The sequence below is a fragment of the Sandaracinomonas limnophila genome (assembly GCF_004005965.1).
Taxonomy (GTDB): Bacteria; Bacteroidota; Bacteroidia; order Cytophagales; family Spirosomataceae; genus Sandaracinomonas; species Sandaracinomonas limnophila.
The window spans coordinates 64,480-83,148 of record NZ_SACY01000003.1; the positions used below are offsets into that span (position 1 = coordinate 64,480).

General features: G+C 35.2%; 16 protein-coding genes. 10 read left to right on the forward strand and 6 right to left on the reverse strand.

What is annotated here, in order from left to right; genetic code table 11:
* The first annotated feature begins 20 nt into the window (after positions 1 to 20).
* The gene (locus tag EOJ36_RS06450; protein ID WP_238944445.1) at positions 21 to 914 is read left to right on the forward strand and encodes a sulfite exporter TauE/SafE family protein; all 894 of its coding nucleotides are present in this window, start codon (positions 21 to 23) and stop codon (positions 912 to 914) included.
* On the opposite strand, the gene EOJ36_RS06455 is transcribed toward EOJ36_RS06450, so the two are convergent.
* On the reverse strand, positions 911 to 1,267 hold the full coding sequence (locus EOJ36_RS06455; protein ID WP_127803563.1) for a helix-turn-helix domain-containing protein: 357 nt from the start codon (positions 1,265 to 1,267) through the stop codon (positions 911 to 913). The two genes, EOJ36_RS06450 and EOJ36_RS06455, sit on opposite strands and share 4 nt — an antisense overlap.
* Before the next feature lie 5 nt (positions 1,268 to 1,272).
* On the reverse strand, positions 1,273 to 1,566 hold the full coding sequence (locus EOJ36_RS06460; RefSeq protein ID WP_127803565.1) for a type II toxin-antitoxin system HigB family toxin: 294 nt from the start codon (positions 1,564 to 1,566) through the stop codon (positions 1,273 to 1,275).
* 168 nt (positions 1,567 to 1,734) lie between these two features.
* On the opposite strand from EOJ36_RS06460, the gene EOJ36_RS06465 reads away from it, so the two are divergent.
* The 8 genes from EOJ36_RS06465 to EOJ36_RS06500 all read left to right on the forward strand — a co-directional run bounded on the left by EOJ36_RS06465 (position 1,735) and on the right by EOJ36_RS06500 (position 12,093).
* Positions 1,735 to 3,021: a UDP-N-acetylmuramoyl-tripeptide--D-alanyl-D-alanine ligase gene (locus EOJ36_RS06465; protein WP_127803567.1), complete on the forward strand. Its 1,287-nt coding sequence runs from the start codon at positions 1,735 to 1,737 to the stop codon at positions 3,019 to 3,021.
* Positions 3,022 to 3,146: 125 nt separating this feature from the next.
* Positions 3,147 to 4,463 carry an adenosylhomocysteinase gene (ahcY, locus tag EOJ36_RS06470; protein WP_127803569.1) on the forward strand — a complete coding sequence of 439 codons (1,317 nt, stop codon included), beginning with the start codon at positions 3,147 to 3,149 and terminating at the stop codon, positions 4,461 to 4,463.
* Positions 4,464 to 4,836: 373 nt separating this feature from the next.
* The gene (locus EOJ36_RS06475) at positions 4,837 to 6,507 is read left to right on the forward strand and encodes a M1 family metallopeptidase (protein ID WP_127803571.1); all 1,671 of its coding nucleotides are present in this window, start codon (positions 4,837 to 4,839) and stop codon (positions 6,505 to 6,507) included.
* Positions 6,508 to 6,563: 56 nt separating this feature from the next.
* The gene (purQ, locus tag EOJ36_RS06480; RefSeq protein WP_127803573.1) at positions 6,564 to 7,244 is read left to right on the forward strand and encodes a phosphoribosylformylglycinamidine synthase I; all 681 of its coding nucleotides are present in this window, start codon (positions 6,564 to 6,566) and stop codon (positions 7,242 to 7,244) included.
* A gap of 59 nt (positions 7,245 to 7,303) precedes the next feature.
* A complete protein-coding gene (locus EOJ36_RS06485; RefSeq protein WP_127803575.1) occupies positions 7,304 to 7,732 on the forward strand; it encodes an FKBP-type peptidyl-prolyl cis-trans isomerase in 429 nt (142 codons plus the stop codon).
* A gap of 13 nt (positions 7,733 to 7,745) precedes the next feature.
* On the forward strand, positions 7,746 to 10,169 hold the full coding sequence (locus EOJ36_RS06490) for a glycosyltransferase family protein (protein WP_127803577.1): 2,424 nt from the start codon (positions 7,746 to 7,748) through the stop codon (positions 10,167 to 10,169).
* Positions 10,166 to 11,062, forward strand: coding sequence for a YicC/YloC family endoribonuclease (locus EOJ36_RS06495; protein WP_127803579.1), 897 nt, complete (start codon positions 10,166 to 10,168; stop codon positions 11,060 to 11,062). Before EOJ36_RS06490 ends, EOJ36_RS06495 begins: the two co-directional genes overlap by 4 nt.
* Before the next feature lie 110 nt (positions 11,063 to 11,172).
* Positions 11,173 to 12,093, forward strand: a complete 921-nt coding sequence (locus EOJ36_RS06500; protein ID WP_127803581.1) for an SPFH domain-containing protein — start codon at positions 11,173 to 11,175, stop codon at positions 12,091 to 12,093.
* An 86-nt stretch (positions 12,094 to 12,179) separates the two neighbouring features.
* Here EOJ36_RS06500 and EOJ36_RS06505 read toward each other — a convergent pair whose 3' ends face one another.
* Complete coding sequence (locus EOJ36_RS06505) at positions 12,180 to 13,043, reverse strand: EamA family transporter (RefSeq protein ID WP_127803583.1); 864 nt, start codon at positions 13,041 to 13,043, stop codon at positions 12,180 to 12,182.
* A gap of 176 nt (positions 13,044 to 13,219) precedes the next feature.
* On the opposite strand from EOJ36_RS06505, the gene EOJ36_RS06510 reads away from it, so the two are divergent.
* Positions 13,220 to 13,966, forward strand: a complete 747-nt coding sequence (locus EOJ36_RS06510; protein WP_127803585.1) for an acyl-CoA desaturase — start codon at positions 13,220 to 13,222, stop codon at positions 13,964 to 13,966.
* A gap of 42 nt (positions 13,967 to 14,008) precedes the next feature.
* Here the strand turns inward: EOJ36_RS06510 and hemH are convergent, their stop codons facing one another.
* From hemH to EOJ36_RS06525, 3 genes are read right to left on the reverse strand one after another with little or no spacing between them, the layout of a single operon-like run.
* Positions 14,009 to 15,016: a ferrochelatase gene (hemH, locus tag EOJ36_RS06515; RefSeq protein ID WP_127803587.1), complete on the reverse strand. Its 1,008-nt coding sequence runs from the start codon at positions 15,014 to 15,016 to the stop codon at positions 14,009 to 14,011.
* A gap of 36 nt (positions 15,017 to 15,052) precedes the next feature.
* Positions 15,053 to 16,201, reverse strand: a complete 1,149-nt coding sequence (locus EOJ36_RS06520) for a DUF4249 domain-containing protein (RefSeq protein WP_127803588.1) — start codon at positions 16,199 to 16,201, stop codon at positions 15,053 to 15,055.
* A gap of 1 nt (position 16,202) precedes the next feature.
* Entirely contained in the window at positions 16,203 to 18,611 is a 2,409-nt protein-coding gene (locus EOJ36_RS06525) for a TonB-dependent receptor (protein WP_127803590.1), read from the reverse strand.
* Positions 18,612 to 18,669 lie beyond the last annotated feature (58 nt).

Genomic DNA, 18,669 nt, shown 5'->3' on the forward strand with positions numbered 1-18,669 from the left:
TTCCGCATTTATTCCAAGCTATAAAGGTCATTTGGAATAGGCAAAGAAGCATTACGGAAGTAATCATACATATCAGTAATGCCCTGGCGCTGATGATTGTAGGACATTTATTATTCACTTATTTCACTCCGGAAAAAATTTCGGGTATGTGGACCGAGCTTACGCCAGATGTATTGTATTATGTTTTGGGCGGATTCATTGCTCAAATGATTGATGGAGCTTTAGGAATGGCTTACGGCGTAACAGCAACTACTTTTTTATTGTCGGTGGGCATCACTCCTGCTGCAGCATCGGCAAGTGTTCATGCCTCAGAGGTATTTACATCAGGTGTGTCTGGCTATATGCATTTAAAATTTGGCAATGTGAATTCCAAATTATTTAAAACCTTGGTCATTCCAGGTATCATTGGTGCCATATTAGGAGCTTATTTATTATCGAGTTTAGAAGAATATGCGGGTTACATTAAACCAATCGTTTCTATTTATACGTTAATCTTAGGTGGAATCATCATCAAAAAAGCCTTAGTAAAACGCATTCAAAAGAAGCCAACCAAACGTTTAGGCATCTTGGCACTATTTGGAGCATATTTAGATTCCATTGGTGGCGGAGGCTGGGGACCGATTGTTAGTTCAACACTAATTGCTTCAGGTCGACATCCAAAGTACACCATTGGATCGGTAAACCTTACAGAATTCTTTGTTTCCTTAGCAAGTTCAATTACTTTCTTTACAGTTATTGGATTAGGGTATTGGCAAGTAATTTTGGGTTTAATTCTAGGGGGTGTCATTGCAGCACCAATTGCTGCCAAATTAGCCAATAAAATCCCTGTAAAAACCATGATGATTTTGGTAGGATTAGTGGTTATTATTGTTTCGATTCGACAAATAGTTTTAGGGGCTCCGAAGTTTTTTTAATACGCCTTTATCAAAACCTCAGCTGAAATATTTAATTTTTCATGTAAATGACGAATCATTTCAATAGACAATTTGCGCTTTTTATTTAGTATTTCACTCGCTCTACTTTTCAAGCCAACTACCTTTGCAAGGTCTTTTTGAGAGTAACCCAATTGCTCCATTCTAAATTTGATCGCATCAATAGGATCAGGAAAGCCGATGGGCAAATGTTCATTTTCGTAGTGATCCACTAGGATACCTAAAATTTCTAACTCATCACCTTCAATGCTTCCTGGTTCAGAATCAAAGATTATTTCCAATCTATCTAAAGCTCTTTGGTAATCTTCTTCTGTTTTAATTGGCTTAATTTCCATATAATTTAAATTTCATTTGCATCTATTTTGTCATAATCCACATGAGTACCTATAAATCGAATCCAAATCATTTGATAATTAAAATTTATTCGAACAATCAATCGATATCTATTACCCTTAATATTAAATACAACACGATTATCTTTTAATATACTTGCACTTGGGTAGGCTAGTTTTATAGCTTGTATGCTATTCCAATTCGAATTAGTTGCTTCTAAATACCATGATTTCAATTGTTGTTCACAATCTGGATAATTTTCCCAAAATTCCCTTAAAGTTCTTTTAGATATGATTCTCAATCGTATTAATGGTTTAAAATTAGAAAATAATTCCCAAAACGGGAACTACCTATTAACGTATTTTTAAATATTTTTAAAATTAAATCCTATCCAATAGAATGCCAATCTAAAAATTGATAAAAAACTGATAATTTCTCCGATATTTGTATTGAAAAAATGCAAATATTAATGAAAACGAATTCCAATGAACTTCTATCGATATTCTTGAAATCCTCTGGAGTTTCTACAGATACGCGAAAAATTCAAACAGGAAATTTATTTTTTGCATTAAAAGGTCCCAATTTCAATGCCAATTCATTGGCAAAAGAAGCTTTAGAAAAAGGTGCTTCCTACGTAGTAATTGATGATGAAGCGTTTGATATAGGAGAAAAAACGCTGTTGGTTTCTGATGGACTTTTGGCTCTTCAAACCTTGGCCAGAGATTATCGTAAGACCCTAAAGATTCCGGTAATTGGACTTACAGGCTCCAATGGAAAAACGACTACCAAAGAATTGATTTTTTCAGTTCTTTCCCAAAAATATCATTGCTTTGCAACTGCTGGGAACTTAAATAATCATATTGGAGTACCTCTTAGCTTACTTTCAATAAAACCTTCACATGAAATTGCTGTCATTGAAATGGGTGCCAATAAAGTGGGCGACATCAAGGAATTAGCAGACATTGCACTTCCAACACACGGTTTAATTACAAATATTGGCAAAGCCCATTTAGAAGGTTTTGGTGGAATAGAAGGAATTAAAAAAGGCAAAGGAGAATTGTTTGATTTTATAGCTGAAAACAAAGGAACTGTATTTATTCCTTATCAGTCTAATGGTGTTAGAGAAGTATTTGAGTCGAGAAAATTTGAAAGGGTTATTGAAACGAATCAGGCTATTCCTACACATTTAGTAGAGGCAAAACCTACGGTGGTTTATGAGTCGAAAGGAAAAAACATAAAAACCCATTTACCAGGAATCTATAATTTTGAAAATATTCAAATGGCTTTGACAGTGGGAAGCTTTTTTGGACTAAACGAAGAACAATGTCATGAAGGGGTTGCTAGTTACGCTCCCAATAATCACAGAAGCCAATTTTTGAAAATTGGATCCAATCAAGTTTTAATGGATGCCTATAATGCGAATCCATCATCCATGTCGGCCGCTATTGAACATTTCAATGACACAGATCATTTTCCGAAAATTTTAATTTTGGGAGACATGTTCGAATTAGGAGATTCATCTGCCGAAGAGCATGAAGAAATCGGCAAATTAATTGCAAAATGTAAATTCGACAAGGTGCTTTTAGTTGGAAACCATTTCCAAAATGCCTTAATTCATCTACCAAATGCATTTTATTTCCCTGACAAATTTGGCCTTCACACCTGGCTACAAGATCATAAAATCGAAAATTCATTTTTATTGGTAAAGGGGTCGAGAGGGATACAGTTGGAGTCTGTTCTACAGTTTTTAGAGTGAGGTAATTAGCAAGAAAGTAAAGTAAAGTTTGTCAGTATTTTTCTCTAGCATTCCACTTTATCCTATGTACTAATCTCTTTTTTTACTAAATTTGCACTTTATTTAGAAATCAACACAAAAAAGCAATGTCAAATTCTTCAATTCATTACCTTCCTTACAAAGTAAAAGATATTAGTTTGGCTGAATGGGGCCGCAAAGAAATTAAATTGGCTGAGGCAGAAATGCCAGGATTGATGTCATTAAGAGCAGAATTTGGAAAATCTCAACCTTTAAAAGGTGCGAGAATTGCAGGTTGTTTGCACATGACAATCCAAACAGCTGTTTTAATTGAAACTTTAACTGCATTGGGAGCTGATGTTACTTGGTCTTCTTGCAATATTTTCTCAACACAAGATCACGCAGCAGCGGCAATAGCAGCAGCAGGCATTCCAGTTTATGCTTGGAAAGGTCAAAACGAAGAGGAATTCAATTGGTGTATTGAGCAAACTTTGTTCTTTGGAGAAGATCGCCAACCATTAAATATGATTTTGGACGATGGTGGTGATTTAACTAACATGGTATTTGATGAATATCCAGAGTTAATCGCAGGAATCAAAGGTTTATCTGAAGAAACAACAACGGGCGTTCACCGTTTGTACGAGCGTATGAAAAACGGAACATTGCATTTACCTGCAATTAACGTAAACGACTCCGTAACAAAATCAAAATTTGATAACAAATACGGCTGTAAGGAGTCATTGGTAGATGCGATTCGTCGTGCTACTGACTTAATGTTGGCTGGAAAGGTAGCTGTAGTAGCTGGTTATGGTGATGTAGGAAAAGGATCTGCAGATTCTTTACGTGGGGCAGGTTGTCGTGTTTTAGTTACAGAAATTGACCCAATTTGTGCTTTACAAGCTGCAATGGACGGTTATGAAGTAGTTACAATGGACGAAGCTGCTACTCGCGCTAACATTTTTGTAACGGCAACTGGAAACATTGGCATCATCAAAGATCGTCATTTCAAAGCAATGAAAGACAAGGCGATCGTTTGTAATATTGGTCACTTTGACAACGAGATAGACATGGCTTGGTTGAATGGCAACTTTGGTAACACAAAAGAGCAAATCAAACCACAAGTTGATATGTACAATGTAAATGGTAACAATATCATCGTTTTAGCAGAAGGTCGTTTGGTGAATTTAGGTTGCGCAATGGGTCACCCATCTTTCGTAATGTCGAATTCATTCTCAAACCAAACTTTGGCACAAATTGAATTGTGGACAAACTCGGCTAGCTACGAAAACCAAGTGTACATTCTTCCAAAACACCTAGATGAGAAAGTTGCCTTCTTGCACTTAGCTCACATTGGTGCTAAATTAGAAAAATTAGATTCAGCTCAAGCAGAATACATCGGCGTAAAAGTTGATGGACCGTTCAAGCCGGAGCATTACAGATACTAGGAATTGAGGAATTGAGGAATCGAAGAATTGAGGAATCGAAGAATTGAGGAATCGAAGAATCGAGGAATTGAGGAATCGGAGAATCGAAGAATCGGAGAATTGAGGAATCGGAGAATCGAAGAATCGGAGAATCGAAGAATCGGAGAATTGAGGAATCGGAGAATTGAGGAATCGGAGAATCAGAGAATCGAGGAATTGAGGAATTGAGGAAACAAAACCGGAGGTAGAGGCGAGCAAAGCGAGGAAACCCGAAGCCACAATTTGAGAATTTCTAAAACAGCTTTTATAAAACGGCCCCAATGGGGTCGTTTTGCTTTTAAGGCAATAAATATTTCGTATATTTATCACCAACAATTTCATCATTTCAATTTATATGTATTTATTTTCCAAAATCCCCCAATTCCCAAATTCTCAGATTCCCAGGTTCCCCAATTCCTCAATTCTTCGATTCCCAGATTCACATATTCTTTGCTTCTTCCTACTTCTTACCTCATATTTATCATTTGCCCAATCCTTCTCCCACACAGATACCCTTCGTGGAGGCTTGAGACCCGAAAGAACTTCTTTTGATGTAAAACATTACAATCTTTCTGTCAAAGTAGATATCACCAATAAATCCATTTCTGGAAGTAATGAAATCAGTTTTGGGGTTGTAGAAAAGACAAAAAAAATTCAAATTGATTTATTTGCCAATATGATTGTTGACAAAATTTCAATGAAAGGGAAAAGCTTAAGTTTTAAAAGAGATGGGAATGCCATTTTCATTCAATTTCCTAATGAATTAACAAAGGGAAGCAATGAAAAAATACTAATAGAATACCATGGGCAACCCAGGGCGGCAGTTCGTCCCCCATGGGATGGTGGATTTTCCTGGACCAAAGATCCCGAAGGAAATCCATGGGTAACGGTTTCTTGTGAAGGGCTTGGCGCTTCGGTTTGGTGGCCCTGCAAAGACCATCCGGCAGATGAACCAGAGTCGGCAGATATACATGTGGAAGTACCATCCGAGCTAACGGCTGTTTCCAATGGCAATTTGATTTCAAAGGTTGCAAAAGGATCAACTACCCAATGGAATTGGCATGTGAGCTACCCTATTAACACCTACAACATATCTCTAAATATAGCTAAATACGCACATTGGTCAGAGCAACTTACCCAGTTAAATGGCAAAACACTTGATTTAGATTATTATGTATTGGAAAAAAATCTAGATAAGGCGAGAGCCCATTTCCAACAAAGTAGAGAAATGCTATTAATTTTTGAAAAGTATTTTGGCCCCTACCCTTTTCCAAAAGACGGTTACTGCTTAGTAGAAACAGATTATTGGGGCATGGAGCATCAATCGGCAGTTGCCTACGGCAATCATTACAAAAATAATCCTTTTGGCTTCGACTTCATCATCATTCATGAGTCGGCACATGAATGGTTTGGCAATTCAATTTCTTGTTCGGATCATGCCGATTTATGGATCCATGAAGCAACAGGTACTTACGCTGAGGCTGTTTATTTGGAAGAAAAAATGGGCAAAGATATGACCCAAAAATATCTGAATGGCCAAAAGGAACGCATTAAAGGAAAATATCCAATCGTGGGACCATATGGAGTGAATTACCAAAGTCCCGACTCCGACATGTACTTCAAAGGCACCTGGATGTTCCACACCATACGAAGCATTGTGAACGATGATTTGCTTTGGTTTAAAACTATAAAAGATTTTTGCTTAGATTTTTACCACAAAAATACCAGTACAGAGGAAGTAGTTAGATATTTTGACAACAAACTAAATAAAAACATTAAACCGTTGATGGATTTTTATTTATTTATGACAGAATACCCAACCTTGGAATATAAATATTTAGGGGGCACCTTGACTTACCGTTGGAAAAACTTACCTGACAACATTCACATGCCAGTAGATTTGTTAAAAGGCAAGTCAGATAAGATACGATTGACCCCAACTCAAAATTGGCAAGAATTAAAAATTGAAAACGGATTTCAGTTTGATACGGAACATTTTTTGATGAATGTAGAAAAGCTAAATTAATTGCCAAAAATCCATAAAAAAGCCGTATTTTTGCAAAAATTTTTAAAACAAAATCAATGAAATTCGGAGTAGTAGTTTTCCCAGGATCCAATTGTGATGACGATACGGTTGGTGTAATTGAATCATTAGGACATCAAGCCGTAAAATTATGGCATAAACAAACAAGTTTAGAGAATTGTGATTTCATCATCGTTCCGGGTGGATTTTCCTATGGAGATTACCTACGTTCTGGTGCCATTGCACGTTTTTCACCCATCATGGAAAATGTGATCAAACATGCCAATGAGGGAGGCTATTTGATGGGTATTTGTAACGGATTTCAAGTGTTAGTGGAAGCTCATTTATTGCCTGGCGTTTTACTTCGCAATAATTCACAAAAATTCATCTCAAAAAATATTTACCTAAAAACTGGAACTCAAAATAGTTTATTAACGCAAGCTTTAGATGCGAATAAGGCTTACAAAGTACCTATTGCACACGCAGAGGGAAGATATTTCGCAGATGAAAAAACCATTCAAACCTTGAAAGACAATGATCAAATCTTGTTTTATTATTGTGATGAAAACGGAAATATCAATGAAAATTCTAATCCAAATGGTAGCCTAGAAAACATTGCAGGTATTTGTAATGCACAAAGAAATGTATTTGGCATGATGCCCCACCCAGAAAGAGCTGCGGATATTGCACTTAATAATGTGGATGGCTTGGAAATCTTAAAATCAATTGTTAATTGTTAATTGTTAATTGTTAAAGGTTTTTAACAATTCATAACTCATAACTCATAATTCATAATTCAATCATGGCTGCAAAATCAGGAGACAAAGTATCAGTACATTATACAGGAAAACATACCACTGGAGAAATTTTTGATTCATCAGTAGGTCGTACACCTTTAGAATTTCAAATTGGTTCAGGAATGGTCATCAAAGGATTTGATGATGGTGTTACTGGAATGCAAATTGGAGAGAAAAAAACAATCGTTATTCCTGCAAAAGAGGCTTACGGTGAGCATTCTCCAGAAAACACATTGACCATAGAAAGAACGCAGATTCCAGCAAATATCGAATTAGAAATTGGCATGGGATTAAATATGCACCAAGATGGTGGACACGTAATGGAAGTGATGGTTACGGATTTAACAGAAACGCATGTAACTTTAGATGCAAATCACCCATTGGCAGGAAAAGATTTAACATTTGATTTGGAATTAGTAGCCATCAACTAAAATGAAATTTAACTTGCGCAGCTGCTTGCCACATCTTGGATCGATTGGCATCTTACTTATTTTAGCATTTATCTATTGCAGCCCTGTTTTATCAGGAAAAGTTTTAATGCAGCACGACATCCAACAAGCACAATCTGCTGCGCAAGAATTAAATAAATACAAAGAGGAAACAGGGATTACCGCATGGTGGACCAATTCCATGTTTTCTGGCATGCCAAGTTTTCAAATTGCTGGCTCGTACCCTTACAGCATTTCGAGTAAAATTGGTGGATTCATTTCGAACATTTTACCCAATCCAGTCAATTTAATATTCCTGCAAATGTTGGGAATGTACGTTTTATTGATTGCTTTCGGCACCAGAAATTGGATTGGCTTATTAGGAGCAGCCTTATATGCGCTTGGGACCTACAATATGGTCATCATTCCCGCAGGACATATATCAAAAGTTCTAGCCCTTGCCTATGTGCCCATGCTATTGGCTGGAGTTCACATGGCTTGGTCAAACACCAAAAAATGGCTTGGACTAGCCTTTATTTGCCTTGCCATGGGATTAGAACTGTATGCCAACCACGTTCAAATCACCTATTACAGCTTCTTTATCATTGGAGCTTATAAAATTTACACTTTAATTAATGCCATTCAAACCAAGCAATTTGCCAATTGGTTTAAAACGGGCTTATTAATTGCTGTAGCTATGGGAATTGCACTTGGAACGCACACGATGCGACTTTGGGGAGCTTATGATTATGCAAAAGAAACTATTAGAGGAAAATCTGAATTAAAAGCAAAAGCAGCGCAAGGGTCTGGATTAGATAAAAATTATGCTTTTGATTGGTCCTATGGAATCGGTGAAACAGGTACACTTTTGATACCAAATTTTTATGGTGGCGCATCTCAAGGAAATTTAGGCGGAGAAAAATCGAAAACCTACCAAATGATGACAGACGCTGGAATTCCTGGCGAACAAGCGCTTCCATTTGTAGAAAAAGGACCAAGTTATTGGGGGGAACAAAGTTATACCGCAGGTCCGGCCTACGCAGGTGCAATTGTTGTTTTCTTATTTCTTTTTGCTGCCTTTTATGTAAAATCAAAAGAAAAATACTGGATTATCGCCACTACCTTGTTTTTTATTTCAATGTCTTGGGGTAAAAATTTCTTTTTCAATTCCATATTATTCGATTACTTCCCAATGTTCAATAAATTTAGAGCCATCACAATGATTCTAAATTTAGTTCAATTATTGATGGTATTATTAGCTATGCTGGGAATCAAACAATTATTGGAGGAAAAACCAAGTTTATCAGCTATCAAAAAAAAGCTAATGATTTCCGTAGGATTAACAGCAGGCTTATCACTTATTTTAGCACTTATTCCTACCCTATTTTTAGATTTCAAAGGAGCACAAGATGGTGCCACCCTATTAGAGGATGCACAAATGAATTCCTCACTTTGGAATGCAATCCGAGAAGATAGAATTTCAATCTTCCAATCGGATGCAATTCGAACTGCCATTTTTATTTTATTGGCAGCTGGATTATTAGTTTGGTCGAGCGTGAAAAATGCAAATCAAAAATTGGTGTTGGGACTTCTTATTGCCCTTTCTGTTTTTGATGTATTTTCTGTTTCCAAAAGATATTTTACCAATGAAGCTTTTGTTTCAAAAAGCACATTGGAGGAAGAGAGAACTCCAAGTCCAGCAGATGAACAAATTCTTCAAGACAAAACCCAATTTAGGGTTTTGAATTCGACTACGAATTTCATGAGTGATGCGAGTACATCCTATTATCACCACTCATTGGGAGGTTATCATGGGGCAAAATTGAGAAGATACCAAGAATTAATAGAAAAGTATTTCAATGGTTCACCGGCCCAAATGAATATTTTAAACATGCTCAATACAAAATATGTTATTGGTGCAGATTCAACAGGAAGACCAATTGCTCAGACTAATCCAAATGCATTTGGAAATGCGTGGTTTGTAAAATCTTTAGAAATCAAAAATTCTGCTGATGAGGCATTGAATAGCTTAGAAAAGATTAATCCCAAAGAAACTGCCATATTAGAGCAAAATGATTTTAAAGAAAAAGTTGAAACAAATTCAGTAGGAACAATTTCCCTAACGCAATACAAACCAGACCAATTAACTTACCAAAGTTCTAATATGGGGTCAGGTTTTGCGGTTTTCTCTGAGATTTATTACAAAGGAAATAAGGACTGGAAGTCATATATTGACGGAAAAGAAGTGCCACATTTTAAAACGGATTATGTGTTACGTGGAATGCTTATTCCTTCTGGAAACCACAAAATAGAATTCAAATTTGAACCAACATCCGTTAGCCAAGGTAAAAATATAGATGCCATAGCTTCGGTGGCCATGATTATTTTCATTTTGCTAATGTTGGGATTACAATTTAAAGAGGAGAAAAAAGCAATATGATTTATTCAATGACCGGCTTTGGAAAAGCCACAAAAGAAACCAGTGAATATGTAATACGAATTGAGCTGAAAAGCTTAAATTCAAAATTTACTGACATCTTTTGTCGCATACCAAAGAACATCTCTTCCAAAGAAATTGAAATTAGAAATTTCTTAACTCAACAACTTGAAAGAGGAAAAATTGAATTGAACATACAATTGCATAAAAATCCAAATCAAGAGGTAGTTAATTCAAATCTGTTTCATTCTCCAACTATTGGTTCCTATTTCAAAGAATTAAAAGAAATAGCATTGCAAAATAATATTGCTCAATTGAATGAAACAGAATTATTTTTGCACACTTTGAGTTTGCCAAATTCGACTATAACTGACAATTCAAATGAATCAGAAGAAGATTTTGAGAACTTATTTAATACTATTTTTGAAGCATTAAAGGAGGCAGTTGAAGAATGTAAATCTTTTAGAAGAAGAGAAGGAATTGTAGTAGAAAATAAATTCAAAGAATACATTTCAAACATTTCTGAGCGTCTTCAAAAAATCATAGCGCAAGACAAACTCCGCATTCCAAATTTGAGAGAAAGATTGCATAAATCAGTCGCGGAATTACACTTATCAGAAGGTTTTGACAAAAACCGCTTTGAACAAGAACTCATTTATTACATCGAAAAAATAGATATTTCTGAAGAAAAAGTACGTTTGCAAACACATTTAAATTACTTCGATGATGTTATCAAAGAAGGAAATGGCAAAAAATTAAATTTTCTTTCTCAGGAAATTGGACGTGAAATTAACACCATTGGCTCCAAAGCAAATGATTCCATCATTCAGCAATTGGTAGTGAATATGAAAGATGAATTGGAAAAGATTAAGGAGCAAACGGCGAATGTATTATAATTATTAATTGTTAATTATAAATTGTAAATTAAGGACAAAATAACAATTAACAATTAACAATTAACAATTAACAATTAACAATTAACAATTAACAATTACCAATTACCACTATGGTCCTCTTCGGAATAATCATCGCTCTAATTATCGCCATTATTTTTTCTGGCTTGGTGACTGTGCAACAAGGAAATGTTGCAGTCATTTCTATGTTTGGAAAGTATCAACGAATTTTGCCACCTGGTTTAAATTTTAAGATTCCATTTTTCGAACAAATTTTCAAAGTAATTTCAGTCCAAAATCGTTCCATTGAATTAGAATTTCAAGCGATTACACAAGATCAGGCAAATGTATATTTTAAATCCATGTTGCTTTACAGTGTGATAAATCAGGATGAGGAAACGATTAAAAATGTTGCCTATAAATTTATAGACGAAAAAAGTTTGATGCAAACAATTGTTCGAACTGTTGAAGGTTCTATTCGTTCGTTTGTAGCAACAAAAAAACAAAGTGAAATTTTAGGCTTACGAAAAGAAATTGTAGAATATGTAAAGGACCAAATCGACCAAATCATGGAAGAATGGGGATATCATTTACAAGACCTTCAATTAAACGATATTACTTTCGACGAAGCTATCCTAAAATCCATGAGTCAGGTAGTTGCATCAAATAATCTAAAAGCTGCGGCTGAAAACGAAGGACAAGCTTTATTAATTACCAAAACCAAGGCTGCTGAAGCAGAAGGTAATGCAATCAAAATTGCTGCCAATGCTGAGAGAGAGGCTGCCCAATTACGTGGACAAGGAGTTGCCCTTTTTCGTCAGGAAGTTGCAAAAGGGATGACAGACGCTGCCTTAGAAATGCAACAAGCAAATTTGGACACTTCTGTTATTTTGTTTTCTATGTGGACAGAGGCAATCAAACAATTCGGAGAACAATCAAATGGCAATGTAATTTTCCTTGATGGGTCTGCCGACAATATGCAAAAGACCCTTCAGCAGATGATGAGCATCAATAAGTTGAAAGTGAAAAGTTAAAAGTGGCAACCCTTGTGGTTGCCACATCTTGTGATTGCCAAATTTTGTAGTTGCCTACAATTATATTTCAAAAATATATTTAGCAATTATAACCCTAATAAAATCACAGAAGCAGTTCCAATGGCTAGGCCAGCAATTTGCAATTTACTTAGTCGCTCTTTGAAGAAAATTAGACCAACTAATGCAGTACCAGCAATAACGCCTATGTTGTAAATGGGCATGACCAAAGCACCATTATTACCTGCTTGGTCAAGGGCTTTCAATAAATAATAAAAAGACAAAAAATTCGGAATTCCGAGCGGAATTGAGGCTAAAACAGATTTAGGGTCTAAGGTAATTTGCTTGTTTACCATTTGAAATATCAAAACCAATAATCCAGCGACAATTGAACCTATTAAGGCCAATAACATAAATGGAATGGTACCTCCAAGCAGTGGAGCCGTTTCTTTATTCAAATAATTAAAGGTTGAATTAGTTATTCCATAACATAAAAAGGCTGCAATCAACAACATAGGAGAAACAATTGAATTGTTCTCAGAATTGATTTTCGGACTAAAAAAATAAATGGCTACAAATGCCAATGCAAGTCCCAAATAAGTATTCCATTGGGCACCTTGCCAAGCTCCTAAAAACAATAAACTAAAGACAACTGGCAAGACTAATGACATATTATTTGCCAAGGAAGTAACCGCCATACCATTCTTGACGGTAGATTTTCCAGAAAACAAAAAGGTGACTATAAATCCTATACCTAATAAAAACACAGGAATATTATTAGCCATAGACAAATCAAATAAATGATTCACGGCCTCAGGTTGCATCAAATACCCTACTAAAAAACAAATAGGATAATTTAATAAAATAGCAATGCTAGTATTAATTCCCCATTTGGCATGTAAACGAAAATTAACCAATAAAAGAACAGAAAAGAGAATAGCGAGTAGAAGCACTTGTTAATTGTTAATTGTTAATTGTTAATTGTTAATTGTTAATTGTTAATTGTTAATTGTTAATTAAAGTTATTCATTTTTAAAAGCTTTGCCAAAAACCATCAGAATCATTCTTTAAAATGATTATGGTCAGGATATGATGATAAGAGTCTGTCTAATTTTGCAAAAAATTATTTATGACAATATTACTATTCTTTTTAGCTCATTGGTATTTATCCTTATTTTCTCAAACATTTTTTTTACATAGATATGCAGCACATCAAATGTTTACGATGTCGAAAGGTTGGGAAAAATTCTTTTACTGGGTGACATTTATTACCCAAGGTTCTTCTTTTTTAAGTCCAAAGGCTTATGGAATCATGCACCGACTTCATCACGCCTATGCCGATACCGAAAAAGATCCACATTCCCCGAGCTATTCTACGGGATTATTTGACATGATGTTTAAAACAAAAGATTATTACAATAATGTGTTAAATGATCGGGCAAATATTGACCCAAAGTTTTTAAAGGGTGTTCCCTATTACAAAACGGTAGAAAAATTAGGAGATTATTGGCCTGTTAGAATTTTATGGGGTACTTTATACACTTTATTTTACATGAAATTTGCCACTAACAATTGGGAATATCTTTTATTACCTATCCATTATCTAATGGGACCTGTTCACGGAGTTGTCATCAATTGGTTTGCACATAAATATGGATATGTAAATTTCAAAGTAAATGATACAGCCAAAAACTTATTACCCTTTGATTTCTTAATGATGGGTGAATCCTATCACAACAACCACCATAAATTAGGAGGTAGAGCAAATTTTGGGGTTAAATGGCATGAATTTGATCCTACCTATCCGGTGATATTGCTATTGAATGCTTTTCATATCATCAAGCTCAAGCGAAATAATGATTTGAATTATATGTGATAAATTGAAAATTGAAAGTTGATAGTTGATAGTTAACAATTTTCAATTTTCAACTAACAATTTAAGTATTTCCACCCATTCCTTAGAATTATTCAAACTTTCAACCAATTGCCAATGCTGACCTCCATTTTCTTCAAATAATTCTTTATACTCCTCACCTACCTCAATAGTGGTTTCCAGGCAATCGGCAACAAAAGCTGGCGAAAATGCTAGTACATTTTTCTTGCCTTCTTTGGTAAGCTTTTTAATCGTTTCATCAGTATATGGCTGCAACCAAGGATCTCGACCTAAACGACTTTGAAATGCGGTAGTATATTCTTCTGGCTTCAATCCCATTTCTTTAGCAATCAGTCGAGAAGTTTCAAAGCATTGGGCACGATAACAAAGATGATTTTTGTCTGTGATTTTATCACAACAAGTGCCAAAAGAACAAGTTTGTTTAGTGATATCCCCTTTCTTGATGTGTCGCTCAGGAACCCCATGATACGAAAACACATAATGATCAAAAGAGTGTTTTTTTCTGTAATTTTCTGCTTTTTCAGCAAAATATTTGGCAATACCCGGGTGATTGTAGAAATAATTAACAATTTTCAATTCAGGCATTACTTGCCAAGATTTCATTAAATCCATTACCTTCTCAAAGACTGAACCTGTAGTAGCTGAGGCATATTGAGGAAATAATGGAATAATGATTAATTTTTTCAAATTAAGCAGTTGCATTTCATGCATAACCGATTCCATAGAAGGATTTTGGTAACGCATGGCCAGGCGAACAGCATATTGATCTCCTAATTTTTTTTGTAAATCATGTACATTATCTTCTCCGTAAAACTTCAAAGGAGAACCACGATGCTCCCATAATTGCTGATAAACTTTAGCCGATTTAGGAGCTCGGAAAGGGGCAATAATTCCATTAACCAGAAGAGAACGAAAAATATATGGAATATCAATCACTCGACCATCCATTAAGAATTCTCGCAAGTATCTTCTAACCGAACTTGTATCCGGAGCATCCGGAGTACCTAAATTAACTAATAATACACCTATCATAAGCAAAAAATGAAGCACAAAGATGCTTCATTTTTTTTACAAATTCCAACCTTCTGGTGTAATCTTTGTTCGAGTAGGCCCTTCAAAACAAGGAACTCTTTCCTGACAACCCACTGCTCCAGGAGGACAGGTATAAACATCACCTATTAAAGGTGAAATATTTGCACGCTCACCTTCAGGAATATTTTTGGAACGATCAATAAAGAATATCTTTTTATCTGCCGAATAAACATTAAATACTCCTAAAATTCTTTCTGTCGGATTCGTCTTTGACTTGATGTTTAAGCTAAACTTCGTTTCTGCAGGCACATCAAACATAGATCCATTCGATTGTACAGAACTAATGATGGATTGATTGTAATTAAATACAGATTTCGTAATTGCGCGTTGTTCTAATCGGAAATAATACATTCCATATCCATCAAAGGGAACACGTGCTACTTGTCGACCTACGATACGCTGACCGTTCGTCAAAACATCTGAAAATACGTTGATTTCATTATTCCATGAAATATCCCAACAGTTTCCATCACATTGAAAATTCCAAATTTGATCATTAGGAAACTTTAATACATTGCAATCATTTTTGGTAAAGTTCCACAAACCCCCACCGGTACAAGTAGCACAAATTTGAATTTTCTCATAGTGCTTCCAATTCCATTGGTAGAAATCACCTTCGGTTGCATTATCCTTGAAATCCAAATAAACAGACCAACCACCACGTCGAGGATCACCTTTTATATATTGATCATAAATTTCAAAATTTGAAATCATATTTTCAATTACTGGAACAGGTTTCATTGTCTCCACATCTGAAAGATATTCAGATCCCATCAAAGTTTTAATATATAATTGATAGGAGGAACCTACTTTTCCAACAAATCCAGAAGGAGGCAAATAAGTACCGGAGACGGTACCTTCCTTGAAAAACGTTTGTACACCTTTTTCATCTGTAACATAAACAGTAGCCTTTGTAACAGGCAACATCAATACAGATTGTAAACGATTAGCAGAATTTGTTATACGAACTTTACAAGTTGTAGGATCGTTTGTGATATCTGCTTCTACAACTAAATAAGAAGTAGCATCTTTTTGCACAAAATCTGTGACTGGAAAAACACAAGCTATTACCAAAAAGCTTAAGATTCCGCAAAGTAAAATGGATTGAAATATTCTCTTAAGCATCTTATAAAAATTTAAAATTATAGGTCAATGATACAAATGGAGAAGCAAATACACTCAATTCATAAGGTTGAATTCCGTATTTGGTTGATTTAAAAAATAATGAATAGGGATTCTTTCTTCCATATAAATTATAGACGGTAAACACCCAACTTCCCTCCCAACGAACGTGTTTCATGGAAGGATTACTGATGGTCCAAGAGAAATCTAAACGATGGTAATCGCGAATTCTATCATTATTTCTTTCTGAAAACACAGGATATCTTTTTCCGCCAATTTCATACAAACCAGATGGTGAAGAGAATGGACGACCCGTATTGTAGGCAAAGGTAAATGAGAAACTATGATGCGGCGTAGGCGTCATATTAATCATCGCATTAAATGTATGAGGTTTGTCGTAATTTGTTGGGAACCAATTTCCTCCATTAATAGACTGCACTTCTGGAAAATCTCCAACCATTTGAGAGAAAGCTCTCGCATAGGTATAAGAAATCCAACCCGTCATTTCACCTTTTTTCTTTTGCAACATTAATTCAAAACCATAAGCCTTACCTTTTCCTGTTACTAATTGGGTTTCAATATTTGGATTTAATTGAAGATTTGCCCCAGAAACAAAATCTAATGTATTTTGAACATCTCTGTAATAGGTTTCTAAACTTGTTTCATACACATTTTCATTAAATGTCTTAAACAATCCTAAAGAAACAAAATCAGATTTTTGAGGCTTTATATAAGCTGATGCTGTTTTCCAACGAGAAGTTGGTAAGGGGGTCGTATTATTCGAAAGCAATTGAAAAAACTGTTGCATTCTATTATAACCAAACTTAACTGTTGCATCTTTACCGATAGAATATTTCATCGTTAACCTTGGTTCAAAGCCACCATAAGAGGCCATCACTTCGCCAGGTGCATAATTTATTTTTCGTGTTATGGTACCTAGGGATGGCATTTGATTCGATGCATACTCATTTACGGTACCTGCTCCTATTTGCCAATATTGTGAATATCGAAGTCCAGCTTGAAAGGTAAACTTCTCGCTCACTTTAAATTCCTCATCGGCATAAATTCCTGCTTCAAATGATTGCTCATCTGGAATAATAACAGTTGAAACACGTGAGGCAACTCCTTCATTCAATCGACCTGGCATAATTTTATAACTTGTCCCTGAAACCCCAAAATTCAATTTATGCTTGTCATTTGGAATATAATCGAAACTAGCATGGATGTTATTATACTTAATTGAACTCAATAAATTAATCGTATTGACAGTATCTGGGGCATAGGTTTTAGTATTGTAAAAAGTGGTCGTTCCACTTAACATCATACTCAACTTTGGAGAGAAATAATGATTCCAATGTACTGCAAAATTTTGGTGGCCGTAATCAAAATTGGTTCTTTTTGCCACAACGTTTTCCAAACTAAATAAGGAATCTACTCGGTAATAATCGTAACTAAAATAATTACTAAAAGAAATCGTGTTTTTATTATTTGGTCGATAGTAAATCTTTGTTGCAATATCCATAAAATTGGCACGAATATTCTTCAAATTATCTGGAGCAACCATTTTAAACAAGAAGTCGTTGAATGATCCGCGTGCTGCAACTAATACAGATAATTTCTCTTTTATAACTGGAATTTCTGCCATTACACGATTAGAAACCAAACCAATACCCCCTTGCATTTTAAAATGATCTGTGTTGGGTTCAATCATTTTAATATCTAAAACAGCTGCAGAACGACCACCAAAACGAGCAGGAACACCACCTTTATATAATTCTAAATCGCGGATCGCATCAGAAGCAAATACAGAGAATAATCCGAACATGTGGGTTGGATTGAAAATCGGGGTATCATCAATGTAAATCAAGTTTTGATCCACATTAGAACCACGAATATTCAAACCATTGGAACCTTCTCCTACCGATGAAACTCCAGGAAGGGTTTGTAGAGAACGTATTACGTCCACCTCTCCCATCATAGTTGGCAACTTTTTGATTCCTTTTAAGCTCAAAATAGTTACACCCAAAGAAGGCGTTTGAATATCTTTTTTAGTAGAGGAAGATGAAACGATAACCTCCTCTAATTGCTTGGTTACGTCATTTAATTCAACATTTAGCAGTTCATCTTTTTTCAATAGAACACGAGATCTAAATGAATTGTAACCAACATGTGAAATTTTTATCACATATTCACCGTAAGGCAAATGAATTTTATAATTACCTAAACTATCCGTTTTTGTTCCAGATTTTTTAAAATCCAAGGCAATAACAGCTCCTTTCAACGGTTCACCCGTTTGGGCATCAATCACTCGACCATAAACTGCAGGAAGTGTTGTTGTTTGAGAAAAAGCAGAAAATGCTAAAACGATTAAAAGAAAAAATAAAATTTTACCCTTTGTAAAAAATTGGGCCATAGGCTAAAGAGGTTTATACAAATAATATAAACATCAATAATACAAAAAATTCTACAGA

Coding starts and splice junctions, on each gene's coding strand:
- EOJ36_RS06495 (WP_127803579.1), top strand. CDS start 10,166: ATGATTTATTCAATGACCGGCTTTGGAAAAGCCACAAAAGAAACCAGT.
- hemH (WP_127803587.1), bottom strand. CDS start 15,016: ATGATAGGTGTATTATTAGTTAATTTAGGTACTCCGGATGCTCCGGAT.
- ahcY (WP_127803569.1), top strand. CDS start 3,147: ATGTCAAATTCTTCAATTCATTACCTTCCTTACAAAGTAAAAGATATT.
- EOJ36_RS06525 (WP_127803590.1), bottom strand. CDS start 18,611: ATGGCCCAATTTTTTACAAAGGGTAAAATTTTATTTTTTCTTTTAATC.
- EOJ36_RS06520 (WP_127803588.1), bottom strand. CDS start 16,201: ATGCTTAAGAGAATATTTCAATCCATTTTACTTTGCGGAATCTTAAGC.
- purQ (WP_127803573.1), top strand. CDS start 6,564: ATGAAATTCGGAGTAGTAGTTTTCCCAGGATCCAATTGTGATGACGAT.
- EOJ36_RS06475 (WP_127803571.1), top strand. CDS start 4,837: ATGTATTTATTTTCCAAAATCCCCCAATTCCCAAATTCTCAGATTCCC.
- EOJ36_RS06455 (WP_127803563.1), bottom strand. CDS start 1,267: ATGGAAATTAAGCCAATTAAAACAGAAGAAGATTACCAAAGAGCTTTA.
- EOJ36_RS06510 (WP_127803585.1), top strand. CDS start 13,220: ATGACAATATTACTATTCTTTTTAGCTCATTGGTATTTATCCTTATTT.
- EOJ36_RS06465 (WP_127803567.1), top strand. CDS start 1,735: ATGAAAACGAATTCCAATGAACTTCTATCGATATTCTTGAAATCCTCT.
- EOJ36_RS06500 (WP_127803581.1), top strand. CDS start 11,173: ATGGTCCTCTTCGGAATAATCATCGCTCTAATTATCGCCATTATTTTT.